Here is a 17,383-nt window from a genome sequence, read left to right on the forward strand (position 1 = left end):
AAATTGAATCAAAAACACACGCAATGAGTTATTATCAGGTAAAAAACTTAGAACAATATTTCAAGCATTACAATAAATCCGTACGCGAACCAAGAAAATTTTGGGATAAAGTAGCCGATGAGAATTTTACATGGTACCAAAAATGGGATAAAGTTGTAGAGTTTGATATGCAGGAAGCTGAAGTTAAGTGGTTTATAAATGCAAAAGTTAACATAACAAAAAACTGTATAGACCGTCATTTGGCAAAAAGGGGTGAAAAGACCGCCATTATTTTTGAACCGAATGATCCTAAAGAAGATGCACTTCATATAACATATAACGAGCTGTACGACCGCGTTGCTAAAATGGCTAATGTGTTACGCTCACAGGGTATTAAAAAAGGTGACAGGGTATGTATCTACCTGCCCATGATACCGGAACTTGCCGTAAGTGTACTGGCATGTGCCAGGATTGGGGCAATACACTCGGTTATATTTGCAGGGTTTTCTGCCTCGGCAGTAGCCAGCAGGGTAATTGATTCAGGGTGTAAAATGGTTATCACATCAGATGGTGGTTTCCGTGGCAGCAAAAAAATTGAGCTTAAAAGTATTATAGACGATGCCTTAAAAACATGCCCGACTATAGATAAAGTATTAGTTGTAAAACGTACTAATGCAGATATTGATATGAAAGAAGGCCGTGACCAGTGGTTACAGCCACTGCTTGATGAGGCAGAACCTAATAATGTTGCCGAGATAATGGATGCTGAAGACCCGTTGTTTATATTGTATACTTCAGGATCTACAGGAAAGCCGAAAGGCATGCTGCACACTACTGCAGGCTATATGGTTTATGCTGCTTATACCTTTAAGAATATATTTGCCTACGAAGAAAATGATGTGTACTGGTGTACTGCCGATATTGGCTGGATTACTGGGCACTCTTACATACTATACGGGCCATTATTAAATGGCGCTACTACGGTAATTTTTGAAGGCGTACCGTCATACCCAGACTTCGGCCGTTTTTGGGAAGTTATAGACAAGCATAAAGTTACCCAGTTCTACACAGCGCCAACAGCTATTCGCTCGCTGGCTAAAGAAAACTGGTCTTGGGTAGACAAACATGATCTTACATCGCTTAAAGTAATAGGCTCTGTAGGAGAACCTATTAACGAAGAGGCATGGCACTGGTATAATGACCACGTGGGCAAAAAGAAATCGCCTATTGTAGATACCTGGTGGCAAACAGAAACTGGTGGTATTATGATATCGCCACTACCATTTGTAACGCCAACAAAACCTACTTATGCAACATTACCTTTACCGGGTGTACAGCCGGTATTGATGGACGAAAAACGTAATGAGATAGAAGGCAACCAGGTTGTGGGCAGCCTTTGTATTAAGTTTCCATGGCCGGGTATGGCGCGTACCATTTGGGGTGATCATCAAAGGTTTAAAGATACTTATTTTACAACTTTCCCTGGTAAATACTTTACAGGAGATGGTGCATTACGCGACGAAGTTGGCTATTACAGGATAACCGGCCGTGTAGATGATGTTGTTATAGTATCTGGCCATAACCTTGGCACAGCACCTATAGAAGATGCTATAAATGAGCACCCTGCTGTGGCAGAATCTGCAATTGTAGGCTTCCCACACGACGTTAAGGGTAGCGCGCTGTATGGCTTTATTATTCTTAAAGAATCGGGCTCGGGTCGCGTTAAAGAAAATCTTGAAAAAGAAATTAATGAGCACATATCCAGCCATATAGGTCCAATTGCCAAACTTGATAAAATACAGTTCGTATCGGGATTGCCTAAAACACGATCTGGTAAAATTATGAGAAGGATATTACGTAAAATTGCCGAAGGCGACTTTAGTAATTTTGGTGATACATCTACATTACTAAACCCTGAAATTGTTGAAGAAATTAAACAAAGCAGGATAGAGTAATATTTTCTATAAATTATACAGGCGGCATCATTAGGTGCCGCCTTTTTTTATATTAATCATAACATTTGCCCACTATTAATTTGTTAAATTAGCACGTTATGGCTACAAATCATGATGTGCTTATTATTGGTGGTGGACTGGCCGGACTGGCCTCTGCCATTCATTTGTCTAAACAGGGGCTATCTGTTATTGTTATAGAAAAATCAGGTTATCCCAGGCATAAAGTATGTGGCGAATATATTTCGAATGAAATTTTGCCATACCTGGAATGGCTTGATGTTGATGTTTCTACATTAAATCCGACACAACTACACCGTTTAGAATTTTCTACCACAACCAGAAGAGCCATTACTGCACAATTGCCATTGGGCGGTTTTGGCATAAGCCGTTTTACTTTAGATAATTTTCTGTATCTAAAGGCATTGGCTAATGGCTGCATGTTTATAGAAGATACTGTTAATGATGTTTTTATTCAGGATGATATGTTTAGGGTACAGACTAAAAATGATATGTATATGTCTAAAATAGTATTAGGTGCCTTTGGCAAACGATCAAATATCGATCAGCAATTAGCAAGAAGTTTTATCGGGACTAAATCACCCTGGCTTGCTGTAAAAGCACATTACAGCGGTAATTTCCCTAATGATTTAGTAGCATTGCATAATTTTAGCGGTGGCTATTGTGGTGTGTCTAAAGTTGAAGACAATAAAATAAACATTTGCTACCTCGCAGATTATGCTACTTTTAAGCAGTATAAAAATATAGAAGACTATCAGCATGAAGTACTGTATAAAAATAAATGCCTTGAAACAATCTTTGAAAATAGCACCATCATGTTTGATAAGCCCTTAACGATTGGCCAGATATGTTTTGATAAAAAACTGTCTGTTGAAAAACATATTCTTATGATGGGCGATAGCGCCGGGCTTATTCATCCGCTTTGTGGTAATGGTATGGCCATGGCAATACATAGTGCTAAAATTGCATCAGAGTTGGTTTTATGTTATTATTCCGGGCAAATAACCCGTGAAGTTTTAGAAAAACAATATGCCCTCCACTGGAACAGGCTGTTTAACAAACGCTTGTTTACAGGCAGGATGCTGGGCAAGGTTTTACAAAATAAATCGCTGACGAACCAGCTGATGGAAGCTGCAGTAAATTTCCCGGTAATAGTGTCAAAAATTGTAAAGCATACTCATGGTAAACCCATTAAAACTGCTGCTAAATGGGAATAAATACTAATTACCGCACACAGGAACCAGAAATAATGGACGATTTTTTACTTAAAGGTGAGGAACTACGTGATGCTTTAGACAAAATTGCAGCCATTAATCAATTGCTTGGCGGCAATAAACTTACATTAAGCGGGATTAGGCGATTGCTTACCAATCATGACAAAAATAAAACTATTACTATAGTTGATATTGGCTGTGGAAATGGCGATATGCTGCGCATGCTTGCTAATTATGGCAAAGCACAACATCTTAACCTAAATTTAATAGGTATTGATGCTAATGCCTTTACCATTAGTTATGCAGAGCAGCTTACAGAGAAATATTCTAATATAACATTTAAGTGTATCGATATCTTCAGCCCGCAATTTAATAAACTAAATTATGATATTGTACTATGCACACTTACGTTACACCATTTTTCAGACAACGATATTGAAGATATTATTGCTACCTTTAAGAAAAATGCAGCTATAGGTGTTGTAATAAACGACCTGCACCGTAGTAAATTAGCCTATAGGCTTTTTGCTGTAATCTGCAGGATCTTTGCCTTAAACAGGATGTCTCGTAAAGACGGCCTGGTATCTATACTACGAGGTTTTAAAAAAGAAGAACTTGAAGCCTATTCTCAAAAACTGAATTTAAAAAACTACAGCATTCACTGGAAATGGGCATTTAGGTACCAATGGATAATATATAACCTATGAGTGTAAAAATAGTAACCGCTACAAAGCAATTGCCTCAATATTCGCGAACTACAGCAGATATATTACCCCTTTTAGACGGTTGGCTGCAAGGCCAGGACGAGCGTTTTATCAAAAAGGTAAAGAAAATATTTGAAGGTGCAGCAGTAGATGTCCGCTATTCTATAATGGATCCGCTGGAGGTTTTTACGGCCACATCATTTGAAGATAAAAATGATATTTATGTACGCGAAGTAATTAAGCTTGGCGAACAGGTATTGCAAAACGCATTAAGTAAAGCAGGGTGGGAGCCGCAAACGCTGGATTATATTATAACAGTGAGCTGTACCGGCATAATGATACCCTCGCTTGATGCTTACCTTATTAATAAAATGAATCTGCGGCAGGATATTGTGCGCCTGCCGGTAACAGAGATGGGCTGTGCAGCAGGTATATCAGGAATTATATATGCTAAGAATTTTTTAAAGGCAAATCCGGGAAAACGTGCTGCTGTTATAGCAGTAGAGTCGCCAACGGCAACATTTCAGCTCGATGATTTTTCTATGCCTAATATTGTAAGTGCAGCAATATTTGGCGATGGTGCAGCCTGTTGCTTATTATCATCTTACAAAGAAGATAGTGGCCCTGAAATTATAGATGAGCAAATGTATCATTTTTATGACGCAGAACACATGATGGGCTTTAAGCTTACTAACAGTGGCCTGCAAATGGTTTTAGATATTGAAGTGCCGGACACAATTGCGGCACATTTTGGCGATATCATTCATCCATTCCTGCAACGCAATAATCTTACTATAGAAGATATTGATCATCTTATATTTCATCCCGGTGGAAAAAAGATAGTACAGACGGTAGAAGAATTATTCTCCGGCCTTGGCAAGAACATAAACGATACTAAAGAAGTATTGCGGCACTATGGCAACATGTCGAGCGCAACGGTACTTTATGTTTTAGAACGTATTTTAGACAGTAACCCAAAAGTGGGAGAGCGGGGGGTAATGCTAAGTTTTGGTCCAGGATTTTCGGCGCAACGTGTTTTATTACAATGGTAAACAAAAAGATTTAATTTATGGAATTTAATGATATTTTAGCAAAGCTGCCATATAGCAAACCCTTTTTATTTGTAGATGAGCTTTTACATGTAGATGAAAATAGCATAAGCGGCACATATACTTTTGATGAGAATCTCGACTTTTACAAAGGCCATTTTAAAGGCAACCCTGTGACCCCCGGAGTAATTTTAACCGAAACTATGGCACAGATAGGTATGGTGTGCCTTGGAATTTATCTCTTAGATGATAAGTTGACACCAGAGACTGTAATAGCCTTTACATCAGCCGATATGCAATTTTTAAAAGCTGTTTATCCTAATGAAAAAGTAACCGTATTTGCAGAGAAAACATTTTTTAGGTTTGGTAAGATAAAATGTAACGTGGTTATGAAAAACGAAGCTGGAGACGAAGTTTGTAAAGGCGTAGTTGCAGGCATGATAACTAAAAACCTATGAAGCGCAGAGTGGTAATAACCGGCATGGGTATAGTTGCCCCAAATGGGGTAGGTATTCCTGCATTTACCCACGCTATAAAAAACGGCACATCGGGTATCAGGCATGATAAGCAGTTAGAACAACTTAAATTTTCCTGCCAGATTGCCGGTCAGCCTGTTATTACAGAAGAAATAAAATCTAACTATTTTACTGACCTTGATCTTCGCGGCTTTAACAGCACCGGAATTATGTACGGTATTATTGCAGGTATGGAAGCATGGGTTAATGCCGGTTTGCCCATCAATAATAATGAAGACCCTGACTGGGATAGTGGGACTATTTTTGGTTCCGGGACATCCGGTATTGATAAATTCAGGGAAAGTATTTATAAAATAGACGAGTTACAAACCCGAAGGTTAGGCAGTACCGTTGTAGCACAAACCATGAATAGTGGCATAAGCGCCTATCTTGGAGGTAAACTGGGGTTAGGTAATATTGTTACCACAAACTCTTCGGCCTGTGCAACAGGTGCAGAGGCTATTTTAATGGCTTATGAACGTATACTATCAGGCAAGGCAAAACGTATACTTGCAGGCAGTACAGGAGACAGCGGCCCTTACATTTGGGCAGGATTTGATGCTATGCGGGTTTGTACCTCTAAACATAATGATTCTCCTGAAAAAGGATCGCGTCCAATGAGTGCTTCTGCGTCAGGATTTGTGCCCGGAAGCGGTGCAGGAGCATTAGTTATAGAAGATTTAGAAACTGCCCTGCAGCGCGGAGCTACCATTTATGCCGAAATACTGGGTGGCCATGTAAATTCTGGCGGGCAGCGTGGTAGTGGAACTATGACGGCACCAAATAGTGTTGCGGTGCAGCGATGTATAACATCGGCTTTAGAAAATGCAGGGGTAACTCCGGATGCTGTTGATGTAATCAACGGGCATTTAACAGCAACCACCAAAGACAGCCTTGAAATAGAGAACTGGACTAAAGCATTAGGGCGCAGCGGAGTAGATTTTCCTTATATAAATTCGATAAAATCAATGACGGGACACTGCCTTAGTGCCGCAGGAAGCATAGAAAGTGTTGCTGCAGTATTGCAATTGCATGAAGGATTTATATTTTCAAATATTAACTGCGACGACCTGAACCCAGAGATTGCAGTACTGATTGATGCTTCAAAAATTCCAACTAAAATCATAAATAGAGAACTGAATATAATTGCCAAAGCCAGTTTTGGTTTTGGCGATGTAAATGCATGCATCATATTTAAAAAATATAATACTTAACGCCATGAACAAACAGGAACTTATAGAAAAACTAAAGATTATTGTAAAACCTTATACAACAAATAGTGAGGCGTACCAAAACCTTAATGAAAATACTGACTTTATAAAGGACCTGAAAATAAATTCGGCTAACCTTGTAGATATTGTACTGGATGTAGAAGAGCAGTTTGATGTGATAATTGAAAATGAAGATATGGAGCGGATGCTCGATATAAAGACAGCTGTAGAAATCATTGAAACCAAACTTGCAGCAAAATGATAGGTAATGATGTTGTAGATATCATACAATCGCGTAAAGAAAGCAACTGGCAGCGCCAGGGTTTTTTAAATAAGATATTTACCACCGAGGAACAGCAATTTATTACAATCTATCCTGATCCGGAAATTATGGTATGGATACTCTGGAGTATGAAAGAAGCAGCTTATAAAATATATAACAGGCAAACAGCAGTACGTTCATTTAATCCCAAGCATCTGGTTTGTAATATTAATAATAAACATTACGGGACAGTAATGTGTTATAATTTAATATTTTATACTACAACAAGTGTAAAAAAAAATTGCATTTATACAGTTGCCTCAACATCAAAAAAAAATCTTAAAAACGTATACGAAATATATGACCCGTTGATTTTTAAAGATAATAATGGATTGCCTTATGTAATAAATAACAAAGGAAAGATACAGCCAGTATCTGTAAGCCATCATGGAAAATATTATAAAATTGCTGGATTAATATAGGTTAAGTTAAAACTAAGAAAGGAAATATTAAGTTTTGAACCTATAATGACAATTTTGATTGAAGTGGAAATAGAGATTTTTGTTATAGATATTGGCTTTTTAGCACTGCATAGCATGGTGTGTAATTTTTTTTAAGAGTTTATATTAACACCCATTGTTTGAGTATTATCCATTTTTAAATATATTTGTATTGCAACCCCACTAAAATTTAAATAATGCTAACAAATGGTGCCGATACCGATCATCTTCGTAAAGCCCTTGAGGCTTCCGGTACAGGTACTTGGTGCTTCGACGTGGCTTCGGGAAAAATCTTTGCCGACGCTATAGCAAAACAACTGTTTGGCATTACAGCATCTACTACAACATACACACATTTGTTTGCACTGGCGCACCCCGATGACAGGGAGGCAGTAAATAATGCAGTATTAACAGCTTTATCATTTGGTGTTTTAGATGTTACTTATAATACACTCAATGGCAGAATAACTGTAAAAGGTAAAAAATTTACCGACGAACATAGTGGTATACAAAGTTTTCATGGAACTGTTCGCCTTACAGTATTTAAAACGAAACCACTTGCAAAAGTAGCCAAAAATGAAGATACACTTAATGCCATTATTGAGCAATCGCCCATAGCAATCGCTCTATATGTGGGCCGCGAAATGGTAGTAGGCCTTGCTAATGATGTTATGCTTAATTTTTGGGGTAAAGATAAATCTATTATAGGGCAACGCCTTGAAATTGCAGTACCCGAACTTGAGGGGCAGCCATTTTTACAAATACTTGATAATGTATTTACTACGGGAGAAACTTACCAGGTTACTGAAGCCCCTGCAAAACTTGCCGTAAATGGTATTTTAGATATTTATTATTTTGATTTTACATACAAGCCCCTCTTTGACGATAAAGGTAAGGTCTATGCCATTATGAATATGGCGGTAGATGTATCTGACAGAATGCAATCTAAAGAACTATTACAGCAAAGTGAAGCCCGTTTCAGGACAATTACAGAGCAAAGCCCCATGGCAATAGGCCTGCTAAAAAGCAGGGACATGATTATTGAGTTAGGTAATGAAAAGATTTTTGAGGTGTGGGGCAAAGATGCTTCTATTGTAGGTGTACCTTTAATTGAAGCATTGCCAGAAATTGAGGGTCAGGGTTTTATAGATATTTTGAGAAATGTTTACGATAGCGGCATGGCCTATAAAGGCTATGATGTAGTTGCAAAACTTAGGCACAACGGAATTTTAACGGATGTGTATTTTGATTTTATTTATACACCGCTTAAAGATGAAGATGGCAACGTATCTGGTATATTAATACTTGCTAATGATGTTACCCAGCGCATACAAACCATAAAAAAAATAGTGGAGAGTGAGGAGCGGTTTAAAGCCGTGATTTACTCTGCACAGGCAGCAATGGCCGTATTTAAGGGGCGCGATTTAGTTGCTGATATTGCCAACGATGCTTTTCTCGAATTTGTAGGCCGTACAGAAAAAGAAATGATAGGCCGCCCGTTGCTGGAATCTATGCCGGAAATGGCAGGGCAATCGTCTATAGAATTAATGCATGAAGTATTTGATAAAGGTATTAAAACCCATCATTACGGCAGGCTAATATACATATTAAAAAATGGCGTTTTAACACCTAATTACTATAATGTAAGCTATACACCTTTGTTTGACAGTGAAGGTAATGTATATGCGGTGCTTGATATTGCTATTGATGTAACCGAATCTATTAAAGCACAACAGGCCATTGAAGAAGCTGAAGCATCTCTTAGGGGGGCGATAGAACTGGCTGAATTAGGTACATGGAACCTTAATCCGCAAACAGGTATCCTAACTTATTCTGAAAGGATGTTAGAATGGTTTGGCTTCACGGGAGAACCTGAAAACCTGAGAGATGTGTACAATATTATTAATGACACCGACAGGGAAAGGATAGAAAAAGCAATATTAAGGGCGCTTGATCCTGAGTCTGACGGTATTTACAATGAGGAATACACGATTGTAAACAGGGTTACAAAGCGCGAACGAATTTTACATGCCCAGGGTAAGGCGTTCTTTGATGCATCAGGAAAAGCATATATGATTAGTGGTACCGCACAGGATATTACTACACAAAGAAAATTACAACTTGCTTTAGAGGGCGAAGTAAAAGCAAGAACTGTAGCACTGCAGGAAGCTAACAAGGAACTCGAAGATATTAATTACAGGCTTGTTAATACAAATAAAGAGCTGGAACAATATGCTTATGTGGCAAGCCATGATTTGCAGGAGCCATTACGTAAAATAAGCATGTTTTCTAATTTATTAAGAGACCGGGATAAAGATAGTATACATAAATCTACTATTGATAAAATTGTGCGTTCATCTGAAAGAATGTCTCTGCTTATAAAAGACCTTTTAGAATTTTCGAGGCTATTAAATCCCGATACCCGTTTTGTGCGTACAAATATGCAAACAATTGTCAGTGCTATTATAACTGATTTTGAATTGATGGTGGAGGAAAAGAAAGCTGAAATAATTGCAGATGTCCTGCCTACGATTGATGCAGTACCATTACAAATGAACCAGTTATTTTTTAATCTGATTGGTAACTCATTAAAATTTATAGGACCCGAAACTATACCTAAAATAATTATTGGCTGTAGAAAAATTGATAGGGAAGAGGTAAAACTATATTTACCACAGCTAACAGATTATAACTATTATTGTTTCTCTGTAAAAGATAATGGTATTGGTATTGACGAACAGTATCAAAAACAAATTTTCGAAGTTTTTAAAAGGCTACACTCTCGTACCGAATATTCAGGTTCGGGTATTGGCTTGGCTATTTGCAGGCGCATAGCAGCAAATCATGGAGGTGCTATCTATATAGAGTCTGCATTGGGCAAGGGTACAACTTTTAATGTTATCTTGCCAGAAAAGCAACCAGAGGAGTAAACAAAAAATAGTTATATCCCTATTTTTCGTTTTAATTTAAGGAAAACAAGAGCAGTAGTGTAAGCATTTCCCCATGCTGTAAGCCTGTCACTCTTATCTATTTTTAGAGCATCGCACACATCATCCAGGCTGGTTCGTGTGTCATCCGGCAGGCCTTTCCATCGTTGGTAAAGTGCATTTGTATCCATTAACGGGTTTTTAAGCCTGCCAAGGTCAAGACGTTTTAATGCCTGGTTAACCATCTCAATGTCAAGATTAACATTATGGCCCACTAATATTGAATCTTTTACAAAATTAAGAAACTGTATCATGCCTTCGGCTTCTACAACTTTTTCGCTACTAAGGTCTACAATACCATTGTTAAAAGCTATCGACTTTGGGCTAAACTTATCCTGCAGTATAGCAACTTCAAGAAAGTCGCCCACCTCAATACCATTCCCTACAACGGCAATTGCACCAATAGATAATATTACATCTTCTTTAGCATCAACACCTGTAGTTTCCATATCAAAAACTACAAAACGCTTTTGTGCAGAATTATCATCTGTATCAAATAAGTTAATATAATTTTTCCAAAACTGTGGGGTACTCCCGGTAAGCCATTCAAAAGCCATAATTAATTGATGTAGGTTAGTGAAAAGCGGTTTTTAATAAGGTCGTGAATATCACTAATAGGCTGAAAACAGTTTTTAAGTTTTACTTTATCATTTTTAGATAACTCACTTAAATTTAAATACCTGCCATTAGAACTATTTACTAATCCTTCTTCTGTTCTAAAGCGTTGCAATACGTTAAAAGCCTCGGCACATTCTTCATAAAGATCGGCATGTTGCGGCTCTATATCGGCCAGTTTTTTAAAGCGATGGTAGGTATTAGTAATTTCAGTTTGCCCCTGACTTAGAGCTAAAAGCCTTGCAGCATCTATAAGAGGCTCAAGGGCACGGGCTTTTATATCAAAATAATCTTTATGTTCTCCGTCGCCTTCAACCAGAAACTGCCTGAAAAACCCAAGCGGTGGCGGGTTCTTTAGCGTATCATTGGCAAGAAAAGCAAAGAACTTTTTATTTCGTAAAATTCGTTCCTTAATAAGTTCTGTCAATGTGTCTTCAATAGCGGGGAAACCGTAAATAAAATCAAAATCAAAAAACAAAGTGCTTATCTCTACACCTTTTTCTGCCGGAGTATTAATCCAGGTGTTATATTGCTTAATCCAGTCTGTTAATGATTTACACCATTGCGGATTTCTTGCCATTATATTATGTGGCGAAAATTCGTACCCCACTTTGCTAAGCGATTCAGTAACCAATTCTGCAAGTTCTAAAAAATAACGTTTAACACTTTCATACTGTTCTGGCTGTACATCTTCAAAAACCAATGCATTATCCTGGTCTGTAAGTAATAATTGCTCTTTACGTCCCTGGCTACCTATGTTTATCCATGTAAAGCGAACAGGGGGGTGGGTACCCATTTTTAGTACTGCAAGCTCTATGGCTCTTCGTGTTAATGCTATATTAATCTCTGCAACAATGTTAGACATGTGCGAGATAGGAATGTTTTTATCTATAGAACTTTGTATAAGGTCGGTAAGTTTTTCACGAACATACTTAAGTTCTTTATTATTAGTTGCCCTGCGGGTTTGTTTTAAAAGTACCCCCGGTGTGTTTGCTTGTGCTGCCACTACATCATGCTCTGATATTATGCCGCTTACTGCAGATTTATCGCTACCATCGCGGGTTACACACAAGTGGCCCACATCATGCTTAAGCATAATCATTTGCGCTTCTGCAACCGATATATTCTCCGGAACTGTAATTACCGGGCTTGTCATAACTTCCTGAGCCTCGGCAGTAATAGGAAAAAGGCCGGTAGCAATTTTAGAACGAAGATCCCTGTCGGTAATAATACCAACAGGCAGCTGGTTTTGCTGGATTATCACACTACCTATGGCACTGTTTGCCATTGTTTTAGCAATAAACATCAAAACATCATCCGGATTAGCAGTAATGGGGTTCCGTGTGTATTTAATGGGTTGGAAGTATTGTATGTCTGCATCCTGCTCATTAAATATTGTATTTTCCGATAATAAACGCCCGCTACGTTCCTTATCATAAGGATTACGTGTTTGCGAAGCAAAACTTTCAAGCAAAAATTCGAGTACTTTTGGATTTTGCGTTACGTACGGCTGAAAAACCTTTATAGGAATACCATATATTATAGCTTCTTCGCGGGCACGGGCAGTCATCAAATAGTCATTCTTAGCAAAAAAAGGGCGCAGGCCGAGAATATCACCTTCATCACACTTATCTATTAGAGTCTCTTCAGCGTCAGACGTAAGAGAAAGTCCTAAAGCCCCATCTTTAACTATATAAAAATCAGAATGTGTGGTATCACCTCCTTTAAAGAGCACCTGGTTTTTTTCGAGATACACAACTTTACATTGCAGTGCAATATCAAGCAGCTCAGCAGGCGTAAGGCTACTAAAGGGCGGGTAGTGCTTTAAAAAATCGGCAACATTTTGAGCAACAGGGTTTTTCATTACCACTAAATTTATGCTAAAAATACTGTTTTTTAAGTATATCCAAAAGAAATGCTAATGTGAAAAACACAAAGATTTGTTAAATTTATTTTGTTAAAGCATTAGCCCTTGGCTGTATGCTCTAAGTTGCTACCTTTACATAATAACACAAATTTATAACAATGAAATTTACAACGAAAATTGCCATACTATTTATGGCTGTATTTACAACATCTATGGCTGTAGCACAGGAAAAAAAACCTGCAAGCCCGGCAGCTACTGCAACAGGAACAATTAACGGATCTGTAGTAACTGTTAACTACAGCAGCCCATTTGTAAAAGGCAGGACTATTTGGGGCGAACTTGTGCCTTATGGTAAGGTATGGCGTGCAGGTGCTAATGCTGCTACAACTTTTGAAACAAGCAAAACTGTAAAAGTTGAAGGTAAAGACCTGGCTGCAGGAAAATATACTTTTTTTGTAATACCGGAAAAAGATGGTAAAGCAACGGTAATATTTAATAAAGAAATTACCGACCTGAATCCGTTTAATTATGATGAAAAGAAAGATGCTTTAAGAGTTTCTGTAAAAACAAAAAAATCGGCTAAACCATTTGAAAGTCTGGTTTATACAGTTGGTAAAAATAATGTAACTCTTAGTTGGGAAAATCTTGAAATTCCTGTTAGTATAAAATAAGCACTCATATAATATATTAAGAGTCCGTTATATTAAGGTATAGCGGACTTTTTTATATTAATTAAACAGATTACTCAAAGGTTTTTGCTATTTTATATTTTACATAATATACATTATAAGTCAAACTGAATGAATTTAAAAGGAGGGATGTTTTAGCTATTTTACAATATAAAATTATAGACTTTAAATGTATTACCATGCTTCTGTAATCGTCTACTTTATTTACCTTGCGGCAAATTTTAAAAACTATGTCGGCCAACTATATTGTAGATACACAAATAACAGATAAAATTTATAGCGTACAGGAAATTATGTACCGTGATTTTGAACGTTGCACATTTACCAATTGCGATTTTACACAGGCAGATTTTCTTGGTGTTGCCTTTACCGATTGTATTTTTATTTCTTGCAATTTTAAAGAAGCTAAAATAAACTATGTTTCGCTACGCGATGCATCGTTTACTAATTGCAATTTTACAAGCGTAAATTTTGCAATGGTTGATGATTTATTATTTAGTGTAGAATTTAAAGACTGTATACTCGACTATGCAAAATTTTACACCTTAAAGCTTAAAGGAACTTTATTTACTAATTGTAGTTTAACGGCTGTAGATTTTATGAAATCTGATCTTACAGATGTTATATTCGATAATTGCAACCTGCACAAAAGCGTTTTTAGCGACACAATTGCTAATAAAACTGATTTTACTACCAGTTATAACTTTACAATAGATCCTGAAAGGAACAAATTAAAAAAGGCAAAGTTCTCGCAGGCAGGACTTAAGGGTCTTTTAGAGAAGTATGATTTAATAATTAAGTAAATTTAGCCCGTATTCATTAGGAATATAGTAACATTTAGTTTACATTTGCAGCTTACTATTAATCATGTTATGGGTTTTTAGTATTTAAGACCCGGGGGCTTCCACCATCGGGTCTTTGCTTTTTTATATAGGTTTGTAATTTTAATTTCTTCAAAAATTAAAATCTGTATTACTCCTTAAAAATTTTCCTTAACTTATTATTGACATATGGAGTATCATCTTTGCAGATTCTCTTTATAGATATTCAACGTCGCAGATGTACCTTTGATTAGCAAACATAAAAAATCCCTCTTACGAGGGATTCTAACATAATATAAGCAGGTCAATATTAATAAACAAATATTGGCCTTTCGCTCATCATCTCATTCACTTCATCAGCCACTTCTTCAAGAACAGCCTCATCAGTATGGTTTGTAATAACTCTGTCTATAAGATTAACAATAGTTTCCATATCAGCTTCAACAAGTCCGCGTGTAGTTATAGCAGCCGTACCAATACGGATACCCGATGTTACAAACGGAGATTTATCATCAAACGGAACCATATTCTTGTTTACAGTAATTTCAGCTTTTACAAGGGCATTTTCGGCATCTTTACCAGAGATGTTTTTGTTTCTAAGGTCGATAAGCATCATGTGGTTATCAGTACCTCCAGATATAATATCATAACCTCTTTTAACAAAAGCTTCGGCCATAACTTTGGCATTTTTTTGTACCTGCCTTGCGTATGTAAAGAACTCATCAGATAATGCTTCGCCAAAAGCAACAGCCTTAGCAGCAATAATGTGCTCTAAAGGCCCACCCTGGTTACCTGGGAAAACAGCAAGGTCTAATAAAGAAGACATCATTCTTATTTCTCCTTTAGGAGTCGTAAGACCAAATGGGTTTTCAAAGTCTTTACCCATTAATATAAGCCCTCCCCTTGGCCCTCTCAGGGTTTTATGAGTTGTAGTAGTAACTACATGGCAATGAGGTAAAGGGTCGTTCATTAAGCCTTTAGCAATAAGCCCTGCAGGGTGTGCAATATCGGCAAATAAAAATGCGCCCACGCTGTCAGCTATTTGACGAAAACGCTCAAAATCCATATCACGTGAGTATGCCGAGGCACCTGCAATAATTAGTTTTGGTTTTTCTCTTTCAGCAATTTCCTGTATCTTATCATAGTTTAAACGACCTGTTTCCTTTTCAACGCCATAAAATACAGGAACATATAGTTTTCCTGAAAAGTTTACGGGAGAACCGTGTGTTAAATGGCCACCGTGGGAAAGGTCGAAACCTAAAATTTTATCACCCGGCTTAATAAAAGCATGAAATACCGATGCATTAGCCTGAGAACCTGAGTGTGGCTGTACGTTAGCATACTCTGCGCCGAACAGTGCTTTTGCCCTGTCTATAGCTATTTGCTCTACAACATCTACTACTTCGCATCCACCATAATATCTTTTGCCCGGGTATCCCTCGGCATATTTATTAGTTAGCACAGATCCTGCAGCTTCCATTACCTGGTCGCTTACAAAGTTTTCAGATGCAATTAGTTCCAGGCCGTGTATCTGCCTGTCCTGCTCTTCAAGAATAAGGTCGAAAATTTGTTCGTCGCGTTGCATTGTATAATTTTTCGTTAATTTGCCGACAAAAATACAAAAAACGTTTGTTAAAACGAGATATGCAACTATATTTGATAACGCAATAAAGCAAGAAACACACATACAACTATGCCGCTAATAGCAAACAACCCTAATAGAAAATCCTGGCTTAATGTACCTAAAGACAGCGATTTCCCCATACAAAACATTCCTTTTGGTGTGTTTATAACTAAAGATGATGTAGTAACTATAGGTACACGCATAGGCGACAACGCTATAGATCTTGGCGCTTTGCAGCAACTTAATTATTTTGAAGGTATAGAACTTACCGATGATATGTTTATGCAGGATACGCTAAACGATTTTATATCAGATGGTAAGAAAACATGGCGACTTGTGCGTAACCGAATTGCTGAATTATTTGATATTAACAATGCAAAATTAAAAGATAATGAAGCCCACAGGGAAGTTGTTATTTTTAATATAGAAGATGTAGAAATGCAATTGCCTGTACTTATAGGTGATTATACCGATTTTTACAGTAGTAAAGAACATGCTACAAATGTAGGGATGATGTTTCGTGATCCTGAAAATGCTTTGCTGCCTAACTGGCTGCATTTGCCTGTGGGGTATCATGGCAGGTCGTCTACCATTGTACCTTCGGGTATACCGGTACACAGGCCATTAGGACAAACGTTACCAAATGGTGAGAGCAAACCCGTTTTTGGTCCGTCTAAACTGGTAGATTTTGAGCTTGAAATGGCTTTTATTACTACCGATGCCAATGTAATGGGCGAAACCATTCCTGTGGAGGAAGCCGAAGAGCATATTTTTGGGCTTGTGTTATTTAACGACTGGAGTGCGCGCGACATCCAGAAATGGGAATACGTGCCGCTTGGGCCATTCTTAGCCAAAAATTTTGCATCGTCTATGTCGCCATGGATTGTTACGCTTGATGCTTTGGAACCTTTCCGTACTAAGGGGCCGGAGCAGGACCCACAGCCTATGGAATATTTACAACAACAGGGCGAGCACGCATTTGATATTAAACTTCAGGTAGCTATAGAGCCTGAAGATAGTGAAGAAACCATAGTTAGCAACTCTAACTTTAAGTACATGTACTGGAGTATGAGCCAGCAGCTTGCACACCATACCATAAATGGCTGCCGTATTAATAGTGGCGACCTTATGGGCAGCGGAACAATATCCGGACCTACGCCGGATAGTTTTGGGTCGATGCTGGAACTAAGCTGGGGCGGTAAAAACCCTGTAAAACTTAATGACGGCAGCGAACGTAAATTTATTAATGATGGCGATACCGTTATTATGCGCGGCCATTGTGAGAACGATACTATACGTATAGGCTTTGGCGAAGTTTGTAGTAAGCTTCTCCCTCCCTTTATTAAACATAAATAGTATTTACTAATAATACT

At 37.8% G+C, this 17,383-nt stretch carries 15 protein-coding genes; 12 read left to right on the forward strand and 3 right to left on the reverse strand.

Going from position 1 to position 17,383, the window contains the following annotated elements; genetic code table 11:
- Positions 1–23 precede the first annotated feature (23 nt).
- The 9 genes from acs (at position 24) to F565_RS20940 (ending at position 10,337) form a co-directional block, all read left to right on the forward strand.
- Positions 24–1,934 (forward strand): acetate--CoA ligase, encoded by a 1,911-nt coding sequence (gene acs, locus F565_RS0100150; RefSeq protein WP_020211151.1) that lies wholly within the window; start codon positions 24–26, stop codon positions 1,932–1,934.
- Between the two features lie 98 nt (positions 1,935–2,032).
- A complete protein-coding gene (locus F565_RS0100155) occupies positions 2,033–3,169 on the forward strand; it encodes an NAD(P)/FAD-dependent oxidoreductase (protein ID WP_020211152.1) in 1,137 nt (378 codons plus the stop codon).
- On the forward strand, positions 3,160–3,873 hold the full coding sequence (locus F565_RS0100160) for a methyltransferase (protein WP_020211153.1): 714 nt from the start codon (positions 3,160–3,162) through the stop codon (positions 3,871–3,873). Before F565_RS0100155 ends, F565_RS0100160 begins: the two co-directional genes overlap by 10 nt.
- Complete coding sequence (locus tag F565_RS0100165; protein WP_020211154.1) at positions 3,870–4,922, forward strand: type III polyketide synthase; 1,053 nt, start codon at positions 3,870–3,872, stop codon at positions 4,920–4,922. Before F565_RS0100160 ends, F565_RS0100165 begins: the two co-directional genes overlap by 4 nt.
- Positions 4,923–4,939: 17 nt before the next feature.
- Positions 4,940–5,377, forward strand: a complete 438-nt coding sequence (locus F565_RS0100170) for a 3-hydroxyacyl-ACP dehydratase FabZ family protein (protein ID WP_020211155.1) — start codon at positions 4,940–4,942, stop codon at positions 5,375–5,377.
- Positions 5,374–6,648, forward strand: coding sequence for a beta-ketoacyl-[acyl-carrier-protein] synthase family protein (locus tag F565_RS0100175; RefSeq protein WP_020211156.1), 1,275 nt, complete (start codon positions 5,374–5,376; stop codon positions 6,646–6,648). The genes F565_RS0100170 and F565_RS0100175 overlap by 4 nt, the downstream gene beginning before the upstream one ends.
- A 4-nt stretch (positions 6,649–6,652) precedes the next feature.
- Positions 6,653–6,907, forward strand: coding sequence for an acyl carrier protein (locus F565_RS0100180; protein WP_026299784.1), 255 nt, complete (start codon positions 6,653–6,655; stop codon positions 6,905–6,907).
- Entirely contained in the window at positions 6,904–7,389 is a 486-nt protein-coding gene (locus F565_RS0100185; RefSeq protein ID WP_020211158.1) for a 4'-phosphopantetheinyl transferase family protein, read from the forward strand. Before F565_RS0100180 ends, F565_RS0100185 begins: the two co-directional genes overlap by 4 nt.
- Before the next feature lie 215 nt (positions 7,390–7,604).
- The gene (locus tag F565_RS20940) at positions 7,605–10,337 is read left to right on the forward strand and encodes a PAS domain S-box protein (protein WP_020211159.1); all 2,733 of its coding nucleotides are present in this window, start codon (positions 7,605–7,607) and stop codon (positions 10,335–10,337) included.
- A gap of 11 nt (positions 10,338–10,348) precedes the next feature.
- Here F565_RS20940 and F565_RS0100195 read toward each other — a convergent pair whose 3' ends face one another.
- Together F565_RS0100195 and F565_RS0100200 are read right to left on the reverse strand one after the other, a co-directional pair.
- Positions 10,349–10,951 (reverse strand): 3'-5' exonuclease, encoded by a 603-nt coding sequence (locus F565_RS0100195; RefSeq protein ID WP_020211160.1) that lies wholly within the window; start codon positions 10,949–10,951, stop codon positions 10,349–10,351.
- Positions 10,952–10,953: 2 nt separating this feature from the next.
- Complete coding sequence (locus F565_RS0100200) at positions 10,954–12,873, reverse strand: DUF294 nucleotidyltransferase-like domain-containing protein (RefSeq protein WP_020211161.1); 1,920 nt, start codon at positions 12,871–12,873, stop codon at positions 10,954–10,956.
- A gap of 161 nt (positions 12,874–13,034) precedes the next feature.
- On the opposite strand from F565_RS0100200, the gene F565_RS0100205 reads away from it, so the two are divergent.
- Both F565_RS0100205 and F565_RS0100210 read left to right on the forward strand, forming a co-directional pair.
- Positions 13,035–13,547 (forward strand): DUF2911 domain-containing protein, encoded by a 513-nt coding sequence (locus F565_RS0100205; protein WP_020211162.1) that lies wholly within the window; start codon positions 13,035–13,037, stop codon positions 13,545–13,547.
- Between the two features lie 248 nt (positions 13,548–13,795).
- Entirely contained in the window at positions 13,796–14,368 is a 573-nt protein-coding gene (locus F565_RS0100210; RefSeq protein ID WP_020211163.1) for a pentapeptide repeat-containing protein, read from the forward strand.
- Between the two features lie 328 nt (positions 14,369–14,696).
- On the opposite strand, the gene glyA is transcribed toward F565_RS0100210, so the two are convergent.
- Positions 14,697–15,971, reverse strand: coding sequence for a serine hydroxymethyltransferase (glyA, locus tag F565_RS0100215; protein ID WP_020211164.1), 1,275 nt, complete (start codon positions 15,969–15,971; stop codon positions 14,697–14,699).
- A 108-nt stretch (positions 15,972–16,079) separates the two neighbouring features.
- Here glyA and fahA point away from each other — a divergent pair, with 108 nt between their 5' ends.
- Positions 16,080–17,366, forward strand: a complete 1,287-nt coding sequence (gene fahA, locus F565_RS0100220; RefSeq protein ID WP_020211165.1) for a fumarylacetoacetase — start codon at positions 16,080–16,082, stop codon at positions 17,364–17,366.
- Positions 17,367–17,383: the final 17 nt, after the last annotated feature.

The sequence above is a fragment of the Flavobacterium rivuli WB 3.3-2 = DSM 21788 genome, from assembly GCF_000378485.1.
Classification (GTDB): Bacteria; Bacteroidota; Bacteroidia; order Flavobacteriales; family Flavobacteriaceae; genus Flavobacterium; species Flavobacterium rivuli.

Excerpts from the sequence above, each read along its gene's own strand:
- acs (WP_020211151.1), top strand. The coding sequence starts at position 24 with ATGAGTTATTATCAGGTAAAAAACTTAGAACAATATTTCAAGCATTAC.
- F565_RS0100195 (WP_020211160.1), bottom strand. The coding sequence starts at position 10,951 with ATGGCTTTTGAATGGCTTACCGGGAGTACCCCACAGTTTTGGAAAAAT.
- F565_RS0100170 (WP_020211155.1), top strand. The coding sequence starts at position 4,940 with ATGGAATTTAATGATATTTTAGCAAAGCTGCCATATAGCAAACCCTTT.
- F565_RS0100165 (WP_020211154.1), top strand. The coding sequence starts at position 3,870 with ATGAGTGTAAAAATAGTAACCGCTACAAAGCAATTGCCTCAATATTCG.
- F565_RS0100180 (WP_026299784.1), top strand. The coding sequence starts at position 6,653 with ATGAACAAACAGGAACTTATAGAAAAACTAAAGATTATTGTAAAACCT.
- F565_RS0100185 (WP_020211158.1), top strand. The coding sequence starts at position 6,904 with ATGATAGGTAATGATGTTGTAGATATCATACAATCGCGTAAAGAAAGC.
- F565_RS0100200 (WP_020211161.1), bottom strand. The coding sequence starts at position 12,873 with ATGAAAAACCCTGTTGCTCAAAATGTTGCCGATTTTTTAAAGCACTAC.
- glyA (WP_020211164.1), bottom strand. The coding sequence starts at position 15,971 with ATGCAACGCGACGAACAAATTTTCGACCTTATTCTTGAAGAGCAGGAC.
- F565_RS20940 (WP_020211159.1), top strand. The coding sequence starts at position 7,605 with ATGCTAACAAATGGTGCCGATACCGATCATCTTCGTAAAGCCCTTGAG.
- F565_RS0100155 (WP_020211152.1), top strand. The coding sequence starts at position 2,033 with ATGGCTACAAATCATGATGTGCTTATTATTGGTGGTGGACTGGCCGGA.
- F565_RS0100160 (WP_020211153.1), top strand. The coding sequence starts at position 3,160 with ATGGGAATAAATACTAATTACCGCACACAGGAACCAGAAATAATGGAC.
- fahA (WP_020211165.1), top strand. The coding sequence starts at position 16,080 with ATGCCGCTAATAGCAAACAACCCTAATAGAAAATCCTGGCTTAATGTA.
- F565_RS0100205 (WP_020211162.1), top strand. The coding sequence starts at position 13,035 with ATGAAATTTACAACGAAAATTGCCATACTATTTATGGCTGTATTTACA.
- F565_RS0100175 (WP_020211156.1), top strand. The coding sequence starts at position 5,374 with ATGAAGCGCAGAGTGGTAATAACCGGCATGGGTATAGTTGCCCCAAAT.
- F565_RS0100210 (WP_020211163.1), top strand. The coding sequence starts at position 13,796 with ATGTCGGCCAACTATATTGTAGATACACAAATAACAGATAAAATTTAT.